Annotated in this window: 13 protein-coding genes; 9 read left to right on the top strand and 4 right to left on the bottom strand. The window is 68.7% G+C overall.

All coding sequences use genetic code 11. The features are described 5' to 3' along the window. From K6T84_RS10620 to eccB, 3 genes are all read right to left on the bottom strand, one after another. Positions 1–303, bottom strand: a complete 303-nt coding sequence (locus K6T84_RS10620) for a PE domain-containing protein (RefSeq protein ID WP_224863868.1) — start codon at positions 301–303, stop codon at positions 1–3. A gap of 106 nt (positions 304–409) precedes the next feature. Beyond that, positions 410–4,615, bottom strand: a complete 4,206-nt coding sequence (gene eccCa / locus K6T84_RS10615; RefSeq protein ID WP_225401007.1) for a type VII secretion protein EccCa — start codon at positions 4,613–4,615, stop codon at positions 410–412. A 4-nt stretch (positions 4,616–4,619) separates the two neighbouring features. After that, complete coding sequence (gene eccB / locus K6T84_RS10610) at positions 4,620–6,119, bottom strand: type VII secretion protein EccB (protein WP_224863870.1); 1,500 nt, start codon at positions 6,117–6,119, stop codon at positions 4,620–4,622. Positions 6,120–6,396: 277 nt separating this feature from the next. Between eccB and K6T84_RS10605 the strand changes: the two genes are divergently transcribed. Beyond that, the gene (locus K6T84_RS10605; RefSeq protein WP_224863871.1) at positions 6,397–6,732 is read left to right on the top strand and encodes a hypothetical protein; all 336 of its coding nucleotides are present in this window, start codon (positions 6,397–6,399) and stop codon (positions 6,730–6,732) included. Positions 6,733–6,923: 191 nt separating this feature from the next. Here K6T84_RS10605 and K6T84_RS10600 read toward each other — a convergent pair whose 3' ends face one another. After that, positions 6,924–7,643 (bottom strand): DUF1906 domain-containing protein, encoded by a 720-nt coding sequence (locus K6T84_RS10600; protein WP_224865610.1) that lies wholly within the window; start codon positions 7,641–7,643, stop codon positions 6,924–6,926. A gap of 160 nt (positions 7,644–7,803) precedes the next feature. Between K6T84_RS10600 and K6T84_RS10595 the strand changes: the two genes are divergently transcribed. The 8 genes from K6T84_RS10595 to K6T84_RS10560 all read left to right on the top strand — a co-directional run bounded on the left by K6T84_RS10595 (position 7,804) and on the right by K6T84_RS10560 (position 17,503). Then, the gene (locus K6T84_RS10595; protein ID WP_225401006.1) at positions 7,804–8,748 is read left to right on the top strand and encodes a carotenoid biosynthesis protein; all 945 of its coding nucleotides are present in this window, start codon (positions 7,804–7,806) and stop codon (positions 8,746–8,748) included. 87 nt (positions 8,749–8,835) lie between these two features. Continuing rightward, positions 8,836–9,810, top strand: a complete 975-nt coding sequence (locus K6T84_RS10590; RefSeq protein WP_225401005.1) for an acyl-CoA thioesterase — start codon at positions 8,836–8,838, stop codon at positions 9,808–9,810. Then, complete coding sequence (locus K6T84_RS10585) at positions 9,807–11,213, top strand: aldehyde dehydrogenase family protein (RefSeq protein ID WP_225401004.1); 1,407 nt, start codon at positions 9,807–9,809, stop codon at positions 11,211–11,213. Before K6T84_RS10590 ends, K6T84_RS10585 begins: the two co-directional genes overlap by 4 nt. A gap of 33 nt (positions 11,214–11,246) precedes the next feature. Further along, the gene (locus K6T84_RS10580) at positions 11,247–12,062 is read left to right on the top strand and encodes an SDR family NAD(P)-dependent oxidoreductase (protein WP_225401003.1); all 816 of its coding nucleotides are present in this window, start codon (positions 11,247–11,249) and stop codon (positions 12,060–12,062) included. Positions 12,063–12,064: 2 nt separating this feature from the next. Further along, positions 12,065–12,985: an LLM class F420-dependent oxidoreductase gene (locus K6T84_RS10575; RefSeq protein WP_224863876.1), complete on the top strand. Its 921-nt coding sequence runs from the start codon at positions 12,065–12,067 to the stop codon at positions 12,983–12,985. Positions 12,986–13,003: 18 nt separating this feature from the next. Then, positions 13,004–13,792 (top strand): DUF1906 domain-containing protein, encoded by a 789-nt coding sequence (locus K6T84_RS10570; RefSeq protein ID WP_224863877.1) that lies wholly within the window; start codon positions 13,004–13,006, stop codon positions 13,790–13,792. Beyond that, the gene (locus K6T84_RS10565; RefSeq protein WP_408066089.1) at positions 13,789–15,810 is read left to right on the top strand and encodes a DUF7064 domain-containing protein; all 2,022 of its coding nucleotides are present in this window, start codon (positions 13,789–13,791) and stop codon (positions 15,808–15,810) included. Before K6T84_RS10570 ends, K6T84_RS10565 begins: the two co-directional genes overlap by 4 nt. Before the next feature lie 22 nt (positions 15,811–15,832). After that, positions 15,833–17,503 carry an ABC-F family ATP-binding cassette domain-containing protein gene (locus K6T84_RS10560; protein WP_224863879.1) on the top strand — a complete coding sequence of 557 codons (1,671 nt, stop codon included), beginning with the start codon at positions 15,833–15,835 and terminating at the stop codon, positions 17,501–17,503. Positions 17,504–17,529 lie beyond the last annotated feature (26 nt).

Below are 17,529 nucleotides of genomic sequence, written 5' to 3'. Positions count from 1 at the left end.
CTAGCCGCTGATGGCGGCGGTGGCTGCCCGCAGCGCCTCGGTGGCGCTGTAGACACCCGCCGCGGTCGCCTGCGTGCCGGCGAACAGCCCGCGCTGCGCCGAGTGCTCGGCGACGATGCCGAGGTATTCCGTGCCGGCGGCGAGCAGGGCCGCGTGGAAGGCGATCGAGTCGAGGTCATTGCCCATCGGCAGCACGCCGAGCAACCCGGGGCTGGCCGCGGAAGCGGCCGCCGCCGTCTCTGCGCTGATGGCGGACTCCGCGCCAGCGGACGCCAGGACCGCTTCTGGTTCTACAGAGAGCATTGTTCCTCCCGATGCCTCATAGACGATGAGCCGACGGCGCTGGCAGCTTCGCCGACGATCCTAAACCCGAACCGGCATTCGCGTCACTTCACTGCACGTTTACCGGCTAATCCTGCTCGAAATCGCGCATCATCGACGTCGGGACACCCACCAACACGCCTTCTACCTGCGAATCGTCGACCAGCAGGCCGCGGCCGGCGGGCAGCTCCTGAGCCCGCACCAGCCGGTTGACCTTGTTCTGCGGATCGTTGTCCATGAACAGGAACGGCGACTTGGCGGTGCGCTGCGTCTTGACCCAGGGGTCCATCTCCAGCTGGGCGAAGTTGGAGGAGTTGCGGGTGGTGAACACGTGCAACCCGATCTGGCGGCCCCGTTCCATCAGCTTCCACAGCGCCGCGCCCACCGGTGGCTTGGCCGGATGGATCTGCGCGGGGCGCAGGTCCTGCACGTCGTCGATCAGCACGAAGTGCCGCGGGCCCTCCCAGGGCCGCAGTGCCCGCAGTTCCTCCTGGCTCAGGCCCTTGGCGGGCAGTCGCGGGATCAGGACCTGCTGGGCCAGTGCGGTCAGCACCTCGTCGATCTCGTCCTGGTCGTAGGCGTAGGCGTTGACGTAGCCGGGCCCCTGAAGGTCGCGCAGCGGCCCGGTCTTGGGGTCGATGATGGTGATCTGGGCTTCGTCGCGGCCGAACCGTGCCATCACGGATTCGCCGATGGCGGCCAGGGTGGCGCTCTTACCGCACAGCGCGCGGCCCAGGATCATCATCCCCGGGTGCTCGGACAAGATCAGCGGCACCGGCAGCAGATCGTGCTGCTCGCCGATCGCGAACGCGATCGACGGCACGGATCGGGCCGGCGGGCGTTCGGCGAGGTCGTAGGCGATGACGTCGGTCAGCGCGACCGCGGACGGCAGCCGCTTGAGGGTGGCGTGCTTGGTCACCCCGGCGACTTCGGCCACGCGGGCGCCGAGGTCGCGCGTTCCGATTCGGGTGCCGTCGGCGGCGGCCAGTTCCGGCACACCGATGAGCATCTCGTGCAGCGATTCGGTCAGGCCGAAACCGGGCCGGTTCACCGTGCGCTTCGCGGCGTCGCGGGCGTCGACCGAGGCGGTGCCCATCTCGTTCTCACCCGGGTTCTGCAGACGCAGCTGGATGCGGACGTCGGAGTTCTGCAGCAGCGTCTGGCGCTGACCGTGAATCCAGCCCGACGCACTGGTCATCAGGTGGACGCCGTACTCCGGCCCGACACCGCTGAGCGCGATGATCCGATCTCCCAACATGGTGTCGGTGTTGTAGAGGTCGGAGAAGTCGTCGATGACCAGGAAGACGTCGCCGTAGGGATCGCCCGGATCGGTGCCGGCCAGCGTGTCGGTGCCGGAACCGAAGCGCCGCTCCCGGAATTCGTTGATGTCGATCTTGTCCCGCCGGAAGGTGTCCTGGCGGGCGCTGACCAGTGCGGCCATGGTCGCCACGGTGCGCTCGACGCCCTCACGGTCGGCCGGCGAGACGATGTCGGCCACGTGCGGCAGGTTCTCGGCGTAGCCCAGCGTGGCGCCGCCGACGCAGAAGAAGGTCAGCCGCGCCGGGGAGTACATCAGCGCCGCCGAGCACATCAGCGTCATCAGCGTCGTCGTCTTGCCGCGGCTCTTGGCCCCGACCACCATGATGTTGCTGCGCAGCACGTCGACGCAGTGCACCAACTGCTGGGCATCCTCGGGGATGTCCTTGACGGCCAGCGGCCACACCAGCCCCGAGTTGCGCCCGTAGTCGACGTCCCACGGCTTGCCCCGGTACAGCGCGACCAGCGCGTCGACCGGCTCGGAGATCTCCAGCGGCGGCAACCACGGCAGGTGCGGGGCCCGGCGGTCCGCGGCGATCAGCGACTCGCGCAGGACGTCGACGATCTTCTTCTTCTTGAACCCGTCGTCGTGCAGGAGGAACTCGTCGGGCTCGGTGTCGGTCGCCGACATATCCTGCAGCGCCTGGGCATCCGCGTCGTCCAGCGGCTGGAACTGCCAGGTGTAGAGCCGGGGCTTGGTCAGCGTCATGTCCAGGGTCTTGCCGGTGGACACCTTGCGCTTGGGCACCACGAACGGCGCCGACAGGTAGAAGCAGCGGAACGGGTCCAGATCGCGCGGGCCGACCTTGAGCAGCCCGAAGCCGTTCTCCTTCGACGGCAGGTGATAGGCGGCATCGGAGCCGATGACCTCCCGGCTGTCGTCTCCGGATTCGGCACGCAGCGCGACGCGGAAGGCGATGTTGGACTTGACCTTCTGCAGCGACGACAGGTCCAGGCGCTGGCCGCCGAGCATGAAGAAGACGTTGGCGCCGCGGCCCTCCTGGCCGATGTGGATGATCAACTCGATCCACTTGCCGTGGTTGGCGAACAGCTCCAGGTACTCGTCGATCACCACCAGCAGGATCGGCACCGGCTCCAGATCGCGGCCGGCCAGCCGGATCTCCTCGTAGTCGTTCGCGTCGCGGGCGCCGACGGAGTTGAACAGCCGGTAGCGCCGGGCGATCTCACCGTCGATCGCGCGCCGCATCCGTTCGGCCAGGTGGCGGTCGTCCTTGCCGAGGTTGGACAGCGCCGCCGACACGTGCGGTATGCCGAGGATGTCCTGGGCCGCGGACTCGAACTTCATGTCGACGAAGATCACGTTGAAGGTCTCCGGCGAGTGGGTCAGCGCGATCCCGTAGACCAGCGAAAGGAAGAACTCCGACTTGCCCGAACCGCTGGTGCCGACCACCACCGAGTGAAAGCCGAAGCCGCCGAAGTCCTTTGCGCGCAGGACCACGTTCTGCAGCTCGCCGTTGGGCTTGGCGCCGACCGGGATCTCGGCCCACCGCTCGTCGCCGCGACTGCGTCGCTCGGCCCACAGCCGGTCCACGTTCAGCTCGCGGGCGTCGTCGATTCCCAACGCGCGCAACAGTTCCAGGGCGCCGCTGCCGGCGTCGGCGACATCGACGCTGGCCGTGGGCGACCAGCGCGCCATGGCCCGCGCATAGCGGTAGGCCCGTGGCACCGAAAGTTGATCGGCGTGGGCGAAGAACTTGCCGCCGACGCGCAGCATGGGCCGCTGCGCCGGGACGGCCCGCCCGTCCCGGCGGTGGGTGGGGGCCGGTTCGTCGGCGTGGTTGTGGCGGGCGGGCTGGTCGATGACCTCGAAGATCTCCTCGCGTGCGAACCCCACACCCGCGCCGAGCCGGGACGCCACCCGCAGCACCGTGATGCCGTCCTTGCCGACGCGGCCGACAACGCTCTCCCACGCCTCGGGACTGCCGGTGTTGTCGTCGACGATCACCCAGTGCGGCCCCAGCTCGTTGCCGTCGGCGCCGGTCTCCAGCGCCGATCCCATGGTGGTGGGACTCGGCGCCGACGGCGGCCGCCACGCACCGCGCTTGCCCTTCATGTGCAGGTCCGCGCCGAGCGTCGACTCCAACTCGGTGGGGCTGGTGAACACCAGCCGGCGCCATCCGCAGGCGTCGAACAGTTCGTCATGCTGGTTGTGCGGCAGCCACACCATCCAGGACCACAGCTCGGGGTGGCGGGTCACCACCATCAGCTTGAGATCGAGCGGATTGTGGAAGACCGCCAGCCCGGCCAGCACCGAGCGCAGCAGGGAGCGAACCTGGTCGAGGTCCTCGCCGACGAAGCTGAAGCCCGGGCGCGAACGCAGGTTGACCACCTTGGCGATGTCGCGGATCTTGCGCTGCTCGAGGATGAAGTCCCGCAGCGCCTGGCCGGTGACCGGCTCCAGCTCCTCGTCGATGGGGATCTCCGGCCACTGCACCGACAGCACCGAATCCGGGGCGTGCTGCACCCCGACACCCACCCGGGCGTCCAGGAAATCCGGGTCCGAGCGGCGGCGCTCCCACATCTGCGGCCCGCCGATGACCGCGCCCAGGCCCTGCGGATTGGAGTGCACCTGATCCTGGGCCTGGCGCTGGGCGCAGACCGCCTTCTGGATCTCGTCGCGCTCACCGTCGAGCGAACGCAGGTAACTGCGCCGGTTCTTCTCCTGCTCGCCCCAGCTGATCTTGCGGGCGCGGCCGAAGCGGCCGGAGAACATCAGCATGCCCAGCCCGGCCATGCCCATCATCGGGAACATGCCCGACCCCAGGCTGCGTACCCCGGAGACGTAGAGCATGACGATGGTGCCGATCAGCGCGACCAGCAGCGCCGGTAGGCCGATCATCACCCACAGGTTGCGCGGCTCGCGTTCGGGCAGGGCGTCAGGGGCCCGGGGCGCGACACGCACCGGCTTGGGCTCGGGAACCTGAAGGCGTACGGGAACAAACGCGCGCTTGGACATCGCCTCAGTGCCCTCCCGGAATGGCCAATTGGTTTTGCGGCACCACCGGCTGCACCGCGCCGGCGGAGGCCACGGTGTCGCGGGCCAGCAGTGCGGCGTGGCGAGACAGTTCCGGGCCGGCCGCGAACGTCCGCAGCAGCGGCCACGGCGCCTGTTGCGCCGAGCCGGGGTCCAGGCCGAGGCCCTGCAGGGTTTCGGTCTCGGCGGCGATTCCGAACCGGACACCGCTGGGTGACACCCAGAACAGGGTCTCGCGGGAGTCCGAGTCGAGCAGCTCACTGGTCGAGGTGACGAAGTTGGTGGCCCCGGGCTGCACCAGCACCTGGTTGGCCACCACCGAGGTGGGTCCGCGGTCATCGCGCACCAGTTTGACGATCCGGTTGTCCAAGCCCGGCGAGACCGGCAGGCCGCGGCCGTTGTACAGCGTGATCCGGGCCTGCCGGTCACCGGCGGCCTTCTCCCACCCCACGCACGTCGTCGGTTCGGCGGCGGTGTCGACGAACCTCAGCCGGCTGTTCGGGTAGTACTCCACCGGCAGCGTGCCCACTTCCGGGATGTTGACCAGCTTGTCGGGGCTGACCACCAGGGGAGCGACCGAACCGAACGAGTTCGCGCTGCGGATCAGGTCGGCCACGAAGCTGGTGATCTTCTGGACCCCGTCGGGCACCAGCACGTAGAACTGGGAGCCGCCGCCGGCGGTCCGGGTCTCCAGCACCGCTCCCACCGCCGATCCGGGCACCCACTGCGACGGCGCTCCGGCCAGTGGAATCAGTGGTACCCGCAGCGGCTCGGTGCTGGGCAGGGCGTCGTAGAGCGCGCGGGACATCTCCACCGGGACCGTGGTTCCCGGGTCGATGCCCAGGCTCAGGGTGATCGCCCGATCGGACGGGTCCACCTGGGAGCGTTTGCCGCCCCAGATCACGTAGGTACCACCCTGGAAGCGGGTGAGCACGGCGGCGTCGGCCGCCAGCGGTGCGGCACGGCCGGCGCCGGTCAGCGGTCCCGCGATCGCGGTCACCAGGGGCGGCTCGGCCCGGCGCGGGGAACCCGCGGTGTCGCAGACGGCCCACGCCGACGGGGCGCCGGTGTCGGCGACCAGTGCCGCCGGGGCTCCGGGGATGCCGATCATCGGGCCGGTGGGGTATTTGGCGATCTCGGCGGGTTTGACCCAGGTGGGTACTTCGGAGTGGCCCACCGCCAGCCGGGCCGAGGTGATGTTCAGCGCGGGGTACAGGCGCCCGTCGATGCGCGCGTAGATGGCTCCGGAGTCACGGTCACCGACGATCGCCGACGTCCGCACGATTCCGGCCGGGCGCAGCACGTTCAGCAGCAGCATCCAGCCCATGCCGATGAAGATCAGCACCACCGACAGCACGATCGCGGCGGTCTGCTTGCGGTCGTCGTGCTTCATCCGCACGGAGAACTTGGTGGTGGCAGCGCGCAGCCGTCGGTTGTAGAACAGGTGGCCCGAGTTCTGGTCCCGGCTCGACAGACTCAGCGGCATGCTGTGTTACTCCTTCGACCCTGCGGTCACATGCTTCACGCGCACCGCGACGACGATACTGGCCGCAGCCTGCGGGAACCAGTCGCTGCCGCAGACGCGATCGCGCCGAAGGGCGTAGCTTTTGCGCTATGGCCGATGCGCGGGGAGCTTTCGCGGATGCGGCGCGGGCGCGTGAAGCGGTGCTGGCGCAACAAGTCGCGGGAGATCCACACGATCGTCTCCGACGCGGCGGCAATTGAAGATTTTCCCCGCAATATCACGGCACCTATGGAGGAGCTTGATCGTCGTGGCCGGTCTAAGAACGATTGCACGCCGCACCGCGTTTTTCGCCCTCGGTCTCGTGACCGGGATTGGATTGTTCCTGTTTGCAAGTCTGATACTTGCCGTGCTGGGGTATGGCGGCGGATACGCGTTATATAACGGGTACTTCCTGTCTGTCGCGCTTTGGGGAATCGCAGCCGTCGCAGCTTACTTCGTGACGAAATCCTGGGAACCGGGAAAGCGGCTCAACCTTGGGCTATTCATGGTCGGCGTGGTGATTCTCGCGTTGATAGGCGGCCTCAGCACCTTATTTACCACGCCCCAGTACCTGATGTTTCCAGGGGGCCGGTGAGGGCCGGCGGTCGGTTGACGTCGGTCGAGCCGCCCGGCTAACTTGGTGGCGCCGCGGATCAACCGAGGTCATCACAGACAGGAGCCGACTCATGTCGCCAACAGACCTGGGCGTCATCACATCCATTGCGTGCGTCGTGATGCTCACCTTGGCGCTGTTCCTGTCGACCAGCTCCTAGCCGAACCGCACCCTCAGGGGTGCAGGTTCCACTGCCCGCAGTCATGGGCCATGACGTCGTTGACGTCGACTTCGATTCCACCGACCACCGGACCCGGGCTCGATGCGGTGCTCACGATCCGCTGGAAGAGCACGGCCGCGGGGTCGCGCTTACCGTTCGACCAGGATCGGGTCTGCCAGGCCCACCGGTGTCCCGGCGTGCTGGAGCTGCCGATCACAGCGTCGGCGGCAGCCCACTGGCAAGCGTTGACGCCACCGTAGACGCCGGTGCGTTGCACGCCCAGAACCGAATTGATTCCCCGAAACCATTGCAGCGCAACATTGTTCCAGGTCTCGCGGTTGATGTCGTCGTCGACACTGAAGAAGATCGGTGCGTTGCGTGCGCCACCGGCCGCGGTGTGCAGCTGCCAGGCGGTGTGCGCGTCGCTGACACCGCCGGCGAACCCGCGGGTGAAGTCCGACGGGGCCGTCCCGCCCGGCTTGCCGAACTGGTAATTACTGACGATCACCAGGCCCGCGGCGGTCAGCGACTCGGCGTAGGGCCGGGTGATCGGCTTGGCGCCGAAGCTGGACCCGGGCCGCGACGTCGACACGTAGTTGATGACCCCGGAGTAGCCGGCGGCGCGGATGTCCTGGGCCGGGATCTGGCGCATGGCGTAGTCGATCAACATGTGTCCGGTGCCCGCGGCGACGGGCGCGCCGGCCCCCGCCGCTGCCACGCCCAGACCGGCCATCGCCGTCGCCGCCGAGGCGTATCGGAGCACGTCACGGCGGGAGAGATGGTTCCGGGAGGGGGAGGTTCGTGGCGAATCGGACACGCCCCCGATGTTAACAATGTGACTGTTGTTAATAGGGTTGCCCGCGCCGCGGATCGGCGGTCTCGTTTCCGTAAACATGGTCGTTCTGTCCGGTGATGAAGTCGGCGACAGCTACGCTGCGACGGTGTCGACGCCGGTGAGCAGCGCATCGCCGACGGCTCCGCGCGGGGCCGGGTTGGTGATCACCTGCTGGTGCGTCCTGGCGGTCTGGCTGGTGGCGACGGTGGGCAATGCCGTGAGCGCCGGATCGTCGAGAGCCGCTGACGCCGAAGCGATCTGGGGTGCGGCGCTGCTGGTGTTCGTGGTCCTTCATACGTTCACCCTTTATCGACCCGCCGGTGTCATCGCCTACTTCGCGATCGCGGTGACGGTGGGGTTCGGCCTCGAGGCGTGCAGTGTGGCGACCGGCTTCCCATTCGGCTTCTACACCCATCACATGGCAGGTCCCCGTGCGCTCGGCATCCCGTTCCCGGTGGTGGCGGCCTGGGTGATGATCGCCTGGGTGGCGTGGATTCTGGCGCGGGTGATCGTGGGCGAGTGCCGGAGCCGGCGCCTGGCCGTGCTGGGGACGCCGGTGGTCGCCACCCTGATCGCCGGCGGCTACGACCTGGTGATCGACCCGTTCGGGGCCTATGTGCGGCAGGTGTTCTCCTACCGGTCACCGAGTGGGGTGTTGGGTGTGCCGCTGAGCAACTACGTCGGCTGGCTGATCACGGGGTGGGTGCTGTTCCAGACGTTCGCGTTGATCGAGCGGCGGTGGCGACGCGAACCCACCGCGTCCACCCGATCGGCGCTGTTGATGCCGGCCGTCGTCTGGTTCGGCCTGGGCCTCCAGGTGAACCTCGGGCTGCTGCTGGTCGACGATGCCGCCACCACGACCATCGCGGGCAGGGCCGTCGCGCTGAAGGACGTCTATGAGACCTGCGTCGAGATGACCTGGTTCATGATGGGCCTGGTGGTGGTCATCGCCGTGGTGCGGCTGTTCTCGACGGAGACGCCGGGGCCCGACGGCACTCAGTGATCGGTCGCCCGCACCCTTGACCTAAGTCAAACGATTGACTTAAATGGGTCACGCTGCCGGCTCCCCGGTGGTCAGCCGAGGAGGTTCATGTCCGCCCGTCAAGTCGTAGCCGGCGCCTCGGACTTCACCGGCCCGCTGCGCGATACCGGCACTCCGCTGGAGGCCGCGACGCTGGGCGCACTCGACCGGCTGCAGCAGGTGCTGACGCCGCAACCCACCGGCGCCGACCGGTTCCGGGCCGACAACGAGGCCGGCCGCTTCGGCCGGATCTTCGGCGGCCAGCTCGTGGCCCAGGCGATGGCCGCGGCGGCGGCCACCGTCGACGGGCCCAGCCCGCATTCGATCCACGCCGCGTTCCTGCGGGCCGGGGATTGCGACACGCCGCTGGACATCGTCGTCGACCGCACCCGCGACGGACGATCCATGTCGATCCGCCACGTCGAGGTGCGCCAGGCCGGACACACGCTGCTGACGGCCACGGTGTCCTTCGACAGCAATCCCGAGGACGGCCCCGAGAACCACCTGGCCACGACCGAATTCAACGACGCGCCGGAGTCGCATCCGCTGCTGCAGCACTGGGTGCGCCAGGCCCCGCCCGGGCTGGCAGAGCGGGGCATGACCTGGATCGACACCCCACCCCCGTTGGAGCTGCGGATCGCCGAGCCGCCGATCTTCCTGGGAGGCGGGCGGGGACCGGGGGAGCGCACCCACTGGATGCGGCTGCCGCGCAGCATCGACGGCGGGCCGGTGACCGACGCCGTGCTGCTCGCCTACGCCACCGATTACCTGTTGGTGGACATGGCGCTTCGGTCCCACCCGCAGTGCGTCGGCTACGGAACGCACACCGGCCTCACCCTGGATCACGCCGTCTGGTTGCACCGCCCGGTGCGCTTCGATCGATGGCACGCCTACACCCAGCAGACCGTCGCCGTCGGCGGTCATCGAGCCCTGGTCCGGGGCAGCATCGTCGACTCGGCGGGCCGTCACGTGGCCAGTACCGCGCAGGAAGTCCTCATCCGTCCGACCGGCGGAACGCCACCACGAAAGGCAGCAGACCAGTGACCACCATCATCCCCGTCTACAACCCGTCGACCGAGGAACAGATCGCCGAGGTCCCCGACGCGGATCAGGCGGCCGTGGACGCGGCGGTGGCGCGCGCCCGGGAGAGCTTCGAATCGGGAGTGTGGCGCAAACTGCCCGCGGCCCGGCGCGCCGAGATCCTGTTCCGCGCAGCCGAGATCATCAAAGAGCGCACGCCCGAACTCGCCGAGATCGAATCCCGCGACAACGGGATGACCGCCATGGGCGCCAGTCAGATCATCAAGGTCTCCCAGGAGATGCTGACCTACTACGCCGGCTGGGTCGGCAAGATCCACGGCGAGTCTGCCAACCTGGTCTCCGACGGCCTGCTCGGGCATTTCGAGGAGTACCACACCTTCACCCAGCTCGAGCCGGTCGGCGTCGTCGGATTGATCATCCCTTGGAATGGACCGTTTTTCGTCGCCATGCTCAAGGTGGCCCCGGCGCTGGCCGCCGGCTGCAGCTGCGTGCTCAAGCCCGCCGAGGAAACCCCGCTGACCGCGCTGAAACTGGAGGAGATCTTCCGAGAGGCCGGCCTGCCCGACGGAGTCCTCAACGTCGTCACCGGCTACGGCGAGACCACCGGGGCCGCGCTGACGGCGCACCCGGACGTCGACAAGATCTCGTTCACCGGATCGACCGAAGTGGGACGGCTGATCGTCAAGGCGGCCGCCGGAAACCTCAAGCGCCTCACGCTGGAGCTCGGCGGCAAGTCGCCGCTGATCATGTTCGACGACGCCAACCTGGACAAGGCGATCATGATGGCCGGCATGGGCCTGCTGGCCGGCTCGGGCCAGAACTGCTCGTGCACCTCACGGATCTATGTCCAGCGCGGAATCTACGAGCAGGTGGTCGAGGGCCTGGCCAACTTCGCCCAGATGCTGCCGATGGGTGGCAGTGACGACCCGAATTCGGTTCTGGGCCCGCTGATCAGTGACAAGCAGCGGCAGCGGGTGGCGGGCATCGTCGACGACGGCGTGGCCGCCGGGGCGCAGGTCATCACCGGGGGCAAACCGATGGACCGCCGTGGCTACTTCTACGAGGCGACGATCATCACCAACACCACCCCGGACATGCGGCTGATCCGCGAGGAGATCTTCGGCCCGGTCGGATCGGTGATCCCGTTCGACTCCGAGGGCGAGGCGATCGCCGCCGCCAACAACACCGAATACGGTCTGGCCGGCGCCATCTGGACCGAGAACCTCAGTCGCGCCCACCGGGTCGCCAACGCGCTTCGCGGAGGCCAGATCTGGGTGAACTCCGCGCTGGCCGCCGACCCGTCCATGCCGATCTGCGGGCACAAGCAGTCGGGTTGGGGCGGCGAACGCGGGCGCAAGGGCCTGGAGGCCTACTTCAACACCAAGTCGGTCTACATCAGCCTGTGACCGGCTGACAACCCAACCCTCAGGAGACCGCCGATGGTGCTGCGCAAGGACGCGTCGTCGTTGGAGGGCCGGGTGGCCGTGATCACCGGGGGTGGCGCGGGCATCGGGCGCGGCATCGCCGAGACCTTCGCGGAATTCGGTGCCCGGGTGGCGATCTGGGAACGCGACCCGCAAACCGCGGAGCAGGCCGCTGCCGCGGTCGGGGGCCTGGCCTGTCCGATCGACGTCCGCGACCCCGACCAGGTCGATGCCGCGCTGGCCGAGACCATCGCGGCGGTGGGGCTGCCGACGGTTCTGGTCAACAACGCCGGCGGGACGTTCGCCTCGGCGCTTCTGGACACCACGCCGAACGGCTGGGACGCCTTGATCCGCTCCAACCTGACCCAGGTGCTGCTGTGTACGCAACGGGTGGCGCGGGCCCTGGTGCAGCGGGGCGAGCCCGGCAGCGTCATCAACGTCAGCAGCATCGAGGGCACCCGTGCCGCGCCGGGTTACGCCGCCTATGCGGCGGCCAAGGCGGGCGTCATCAACTACACCAAGACCGCCGCGCTGGAGCTGGCGCCGCACGGCATCCGGGTCAACTGCCTGGCGCCCGACCTCACCCTGACCGAAGGCATCGAGCGGGTCGGCTCGCCCGAGATGCTGGCCGGCGCGGGCCACATGATCCCGATGGGCCGCCCCGGCCACGTCGACGAGATGGCCGGGGCCGCAGTATTTCTCGCCAGTGACATGAGTTCCTACGTCACCGGGCAGGCGCTGCACGTCGACGGGGGCACCCACGCCGCCGGCGGCTGGTACCACCATCCCGACAGCGGCGACTACCTACTCGGGCCGCCGCGAAAGGAATAGGCATGCGATTCGCGTTCACCTACCCGATCATCACTCACCCCTGCGACCCGGAACTGGCGTCACCGCACGGGGTCGCCGCCGTGGCACGAGCCGCCGAGGCCGCCGGATTCGACGCCATGGGCTTCACCGATCACCCGGCGCCCACCCAACGCTGGCTCGACGCCGGGGGCCACGACAGCCTGGACCCGTTCGTGGCAATGGGATTCGCTGCCGCGCACACCCGCATCCTGCGGTTCATCCCGAACGTCGTGGTGCTGCCCTACCGCAATCCCTTCGTGGTCGCCAAAGCGGGAGCGACACTGGACCTGCTCTCCGGGGGACGCTTCACCCTGGCCGTCGGCGTCGGCTATCTCAAGGGTGAATTCGCCGCTTTGGGAGTGGATTTCGACGAACGTACCGGGCTGGTCGAGGAGAGCCTGGAGGTCATCCGGGCGATCTGGACCGGCGACGACGTCTCGTTCGAAGGCAGCAATTTCCACGCCCGGGGAATCACTGCCCATCCACGCCCGGTCAGCCTCCCGCATCCGCCTATCTGGATCGGTGGGAACACCGGTAAGGCCCGCAGGCGGGTCGCCGCCCATGGTGATGGGTGGGCGCCGTTCGCGGCTCCGGCGGCCCTGGCCGGAACGGCGCGCACCGCCGCCATGGACACGGTCGAAGCGTTGGCCGCCGGTGTCGAGGACTTGAAGCGGCGCTGCGAGGAAGCGGGCCGGGACTTCGCGGGCATCGACATCTGTTTCTCCAATCTGGTCGGTGGCCGCGTCGGGTACGACGACTTCAAGCCGGACGCCTACTTGGACGGCCTGGGCCGGCTGGCCGATGCCGGCGTGACCTGGACGCAGGTGGCTTTGCCGGGAGACAGCCTGGCGCACGCCATCGAGGCCATCGAGCAGTTCGGCGAATCGGTGATCGGCCAGCAGTAGAGCTCTTAGTCTTTGCCGATGACGGTTTCCCGGCGCGACATCCTGCGCTATGGCGCACTGGCGGTTCCCGCGCTCGCGGTCCCAGGCGTCTTCGGAGCCACCGCCGGTGCGCCGCCGGCCGCGGCAGAAGGACTGCGGCTCATCGACTTCGCTCACCGACTGGTGCAACCTGAAGCGATCCGCGCGGCGGGCTTCGACGGGGCGTTGGTCTATGTCTCCGAACTGCGCCCGGGTGCCGACTTCGACTTCAAGCCCGTCACACGGGATTACACCGATGGGCTGCGCGCGGCTGGCCTCCACGTGGTCAGCTGCTACCAGTACGGCAAACCCGGGTGGGTGAATTCGCCGTCGGACTTCACCCGCGGCTACGACGGCGGGGTGGCCGACGCCCGCACCGCCCTGCGGCTGCACAACGCGGCCGGGGGCCCCGACACCGCCCCGATCTTCTTCAGCGTCGACGAGGACATCGATTCGTCGGCGTGGAAGAACCTGGCGTCCGCGTGGTTTCGCGGGATCAACTCCGTGCTCGGCGTGCCGCGAACCGGAATCTACGGTGGCGTGCGCCAGCTCGGCTGGGCGATCGGCGACAACGTGGTGGGGCATTCGACCAGCGCGGGTCACCGCTGGGCCTGGCAGACCAGGGCGTGGTCGGGCGGTCAACGGGAGCCAGCGGCCGTGCTGTTTCAGCGCGAGATCGTCACCGCCACCGACCCGGGCTTCATGATCGACGACGTGCACGTCGACGTAGATGATGTGTTGGCAGCCGATTTCGGCCAGTGGGATCTCGGGGATCGCCGGATCCGATGACAGACCCGCCACCGCCGTCCTACGTTGGGCCAGTGCACCCTCACACCGAATCAGAACCGCTCGCATCGCCGGCGGATCTCAGCGCGGAATGGCTGACCCGCGTGCTCGGCGGCCCGAGCGTAACCGGATTCCGGACCGAACGGATCGGCACCGGACAGATGAGCGAGTGTTATCGGGTCACGCCGGCCTACGCGCAAGGATCCGCCGGGCCGGCCTCGCTGGTGCTCAAGGTCGCGGCCGGTGAACCGACCAGCCGGCAGACCGGGCTGATGCTCGGGCTCTACGAGCGTGAGGTGAGGTTCTACACCGACATCGCGCCGCGGCTGTCAGGTCCGATCCCGCACTGCTATCACGCCGCCATCGACACCGACACCGGGATCTTCGACCTGGTCCTGCAGGATGCGGCGCCGGCCGTCCCCGGCGACGACATTGCCGGCGCCGCCGTCGAGCAGGCATTGCTGGCGGTCTCCGAACTGGGCCGCATGCACTCCTCGCTGCGCGACGAGGCGGACCTGGCTGAGGTGGCGTGGCTCAACCGCGCGGCACCGATCAACCAGGCGCTGCTGCAGACCCTCTACGCGGGATTCCTGGACCGCTATGCGGCCCGGATCACCGATGAGCAACGCACGGTCTGCGACCGGCTGGTGGCCGGCTTCGACGGCTACCAGGCCGCCGAGGACCAGCAGCCGAAAGGACTGGTGCACGGCGACTATCGGCTGGACAACATGCTCCTGGGCGAACCCGGCTCGCCACGCGCCCTGACGGTGGTGGACTGGCAGACCGTGACCTGGGCGCCGGCGTTCGTCGATCTCGCCTACTTCCTGGGCTGCGCGCTGCCGGTCGAGATCCGCCGGGCCCGCTTCGACGACCTGGTCCAGGCGTATCTGGCCGGCCGCGGACCCGATGCCGACGTCACCGCCGTCGACGTCCGGGAGGGGGTGCGCCGGCAGAGCTTCTTCGGGGTGATGATGGCCGTGGTCTCGTCCATGCTGGTCGGGCAGACCGAACGCGGCGACGACATGTTCATGACCATGCTGTCGCGGCACTGCGCCCAGGTTCTCGACACCGATGCGCTGGCGATCCTGCCCGCCCCGGCCGTCCCGGAGCCCCTGGCGCCCAACGACTCCGATGAGTACCCGCATCCGCCGGCAGCCGAGCCGCTGTGGAACGAGAGTTGGTACTTCGACTTCGTCGACCCGGCCGGGTCGATCGGTGGCTGGATCCGGCTGGGGCTGTACCCCAACGAGAATCACGCCTGGATCAACGCCCTGCTGTGCGGGCCCGGCATGCCCACCGTGGCGCTCAACGACTTCCGTGCCGACCTGCCGGCCGAGCCGTTCTCGATCAGCACCGCCGGCATCACCATGACCCAGCAGGTCATCGAACCGCTGCGGTGCTACCGGGTGGCGGTCAGCGGCACCGCCCAGGCCTTCGACGATCCGGCGGCGCTGCTACGCAACGAGACCGGTCGACCGGTGCCGCTGAATATGGAGCTCGAGTGGACCACCGCGGGGCGGCCGTATCAGTACCGGATCACCCCACGCTTCGAAATCCCCTGCACCGTCACCGGTTCGGTCACCGTCGACGGCGTAACCCACGAGGTATCCGCGGTTCCGGGTCAACGTGATCATTCCTGGGGGGTGCGGGATTGGTGGGCGATGGACTGGGTGTGGAACGCCCTACATCTCGACGACGGCACCCACCTGCACGGCGTCGATGTCCGGATTCCGGGCATGCCGCCGGTGGGCATCGGTTACGTGCAGGACGACGCCGGGTTCATCGAACTGCAATCGGTGCAGGCCGAGGCGCAGTTCGGCCCCGACGACCTGCCGGTCTCTACGGTACTGCGCTTGCAGCCCACCGGTCTGGTCGCCACCGCGGAGATCATCGCCCACGCGCCGGTGCGACTGGAGTCACTCGACGGTCGGGTCAGCCAGTTCCCCAGGGCCTGGGCGGCGGTCACGATGGCCGACGGACGGACCGGGGTCGGTTGGCTGGAGTGGAACCGCAACCGTTGAGCAGTGCTGCGACCATGTAGGCATGACCGCAACGCTTGTCGCCAAGGCTGTGGCCGGCGGCTTCGCCCACCGCACCCTGTTCGAGGGGCTGGACCTGACCGTGGCGCCGGGCGACGTGGTCGGCGTGGTCGGCGCCAACGGTGCTGGTAAGAGCACGCTGCTGCGGATCCTGGCCGGGGATCTGGCGCCGCTGGCCGGATCGATCAACGCCGCGCCGGCCGATGCGTTCGTAGGCTGGCTGCCCCAGGAGCATGAGCGGGTGGCGGGCGAGACCGTCGCCGCCTACATCGCGCGGCGGACCGGGTGCGCCCAGGCGGCCCAGGCGATGGACGCCGCCGCGGCCGCCCTGGCCGATCCGGACACCGCACCCGCCGGCACCGATCCGGCGGAGGACTACTCGCGGGCGCTGGATCACTGGCTGGCCACCGGTGCCGCCGACCTCGATGAGCGACTGCCCGCGGTGCTGGCCGATCTGGGCCTGGACGGCGAGGCCGTGCAACCGGATTCCACTCTGATGACCGGACTGTCGGGCGGGCAGGCGGCGCGGGTGGGCCTGGCTGCGCTGATGCTGTCCCGGTTCGACATCGCGCTGCTCGACGAGCCGACCAACGACCTGGATCTGGACGGACTGGACCGGCTCGAGCAGTTCGTCCGCGATCTGCGCGGCGGTGTGGTGCTGGTCAGCCATGATCGGGAGTTCTTGGCCCGCAGTGTCACTCGCGTGCTGGAGCTCGATCTGGCCCAGAACACCAACACCGTCTACGGCGGCGGATACGAGAGCTACCTGGAGGAACGCGAGATCAACCGTCGGCACCGCCGCGAACAGTACGACGAGTTCGCCGAGCGCAAGGCCGATCTGGTCGCCCGCGCCCGCGTCCAGCGGGAGTGGTCGAGCCAGGGCGTTCGCAACGCCATCCGCAAAGCCCCCGATAACGACAAGATCCGACGCCGCGCCGCCACCGAGTCCAGCGAGAAGCAGGCGCAGAAGGTCCGGCAGATGGAGAGCCGGATCGCCCGGCTGGAAGAGGTGGCCGAACCCCGCAAAGAATGGACGCTGCAGTTCACCATCGGCGCCGCGCCGCGGTCGAGCACGGTGGTCGCCACACTCGACAATGCTGTTGTCCGACAGGGGGATTTCACTCTCGGCCCGGTTTCCCTACAGGTCGACGCCGGCGAGCGGATCGGGATCGTCGGCCCCAACGGCGCCGGAAAATCCACATTGCTGCGGCTGCTTCTCGGCCGCCGGGAACCCGATACGGGCCGCGCGAGCCTGGGCGCCAACGTGGCGATCGGTGAGATCGACCAGGCGCGAGCCGATTTCACCGGGGATGCGCGTCTGGTGGACCGCTTCGAGCAGCGGGTGCCGGACTGGACGACCGCTGACGTGCGGACCCTGCTGGCGAAGTTCGGGCTGACGGCCGACCATGTCGAGCGCACCGTGGATGAGCTCTCACCCGGGGAGCGCACCCGCGCCGGGCTGGCGCTGCTGCAGGCTCGCGGGACCAACGTGCTGGTGCTCGACGAGCCCACCAACCACCTCGATCTGCCCGCCATCGAGCAGCTCGAGCAGGCGTTGGAGAGCTACGATGGCGCGCTCCTGCTGGTGACTCACGACCGCCGGATGCTGGCCAACGTCCGGTTGGACCGGTCCTGGCGGGTCGAGGACGGGCGCGTCACCGACCTGCAAAACTAGGATCCATTTCGGCTGTCTGAGGGGAT

Source organism: Mycobacterium zoologicum (assembly GCF_020181635.2).
GTDB classification, from domain to species: domain Bacteria; phylum Actinomycetota; class Actinomycetes; order Mycobacteriales; family Mycobacteriaceae; genus Mycobacterium; species Mycobacterium zoologicum.
Note: the sequence above shows the minus strand (reverse complement) of the source record. Positions and strands in the feature narration are given on the sequence as shown.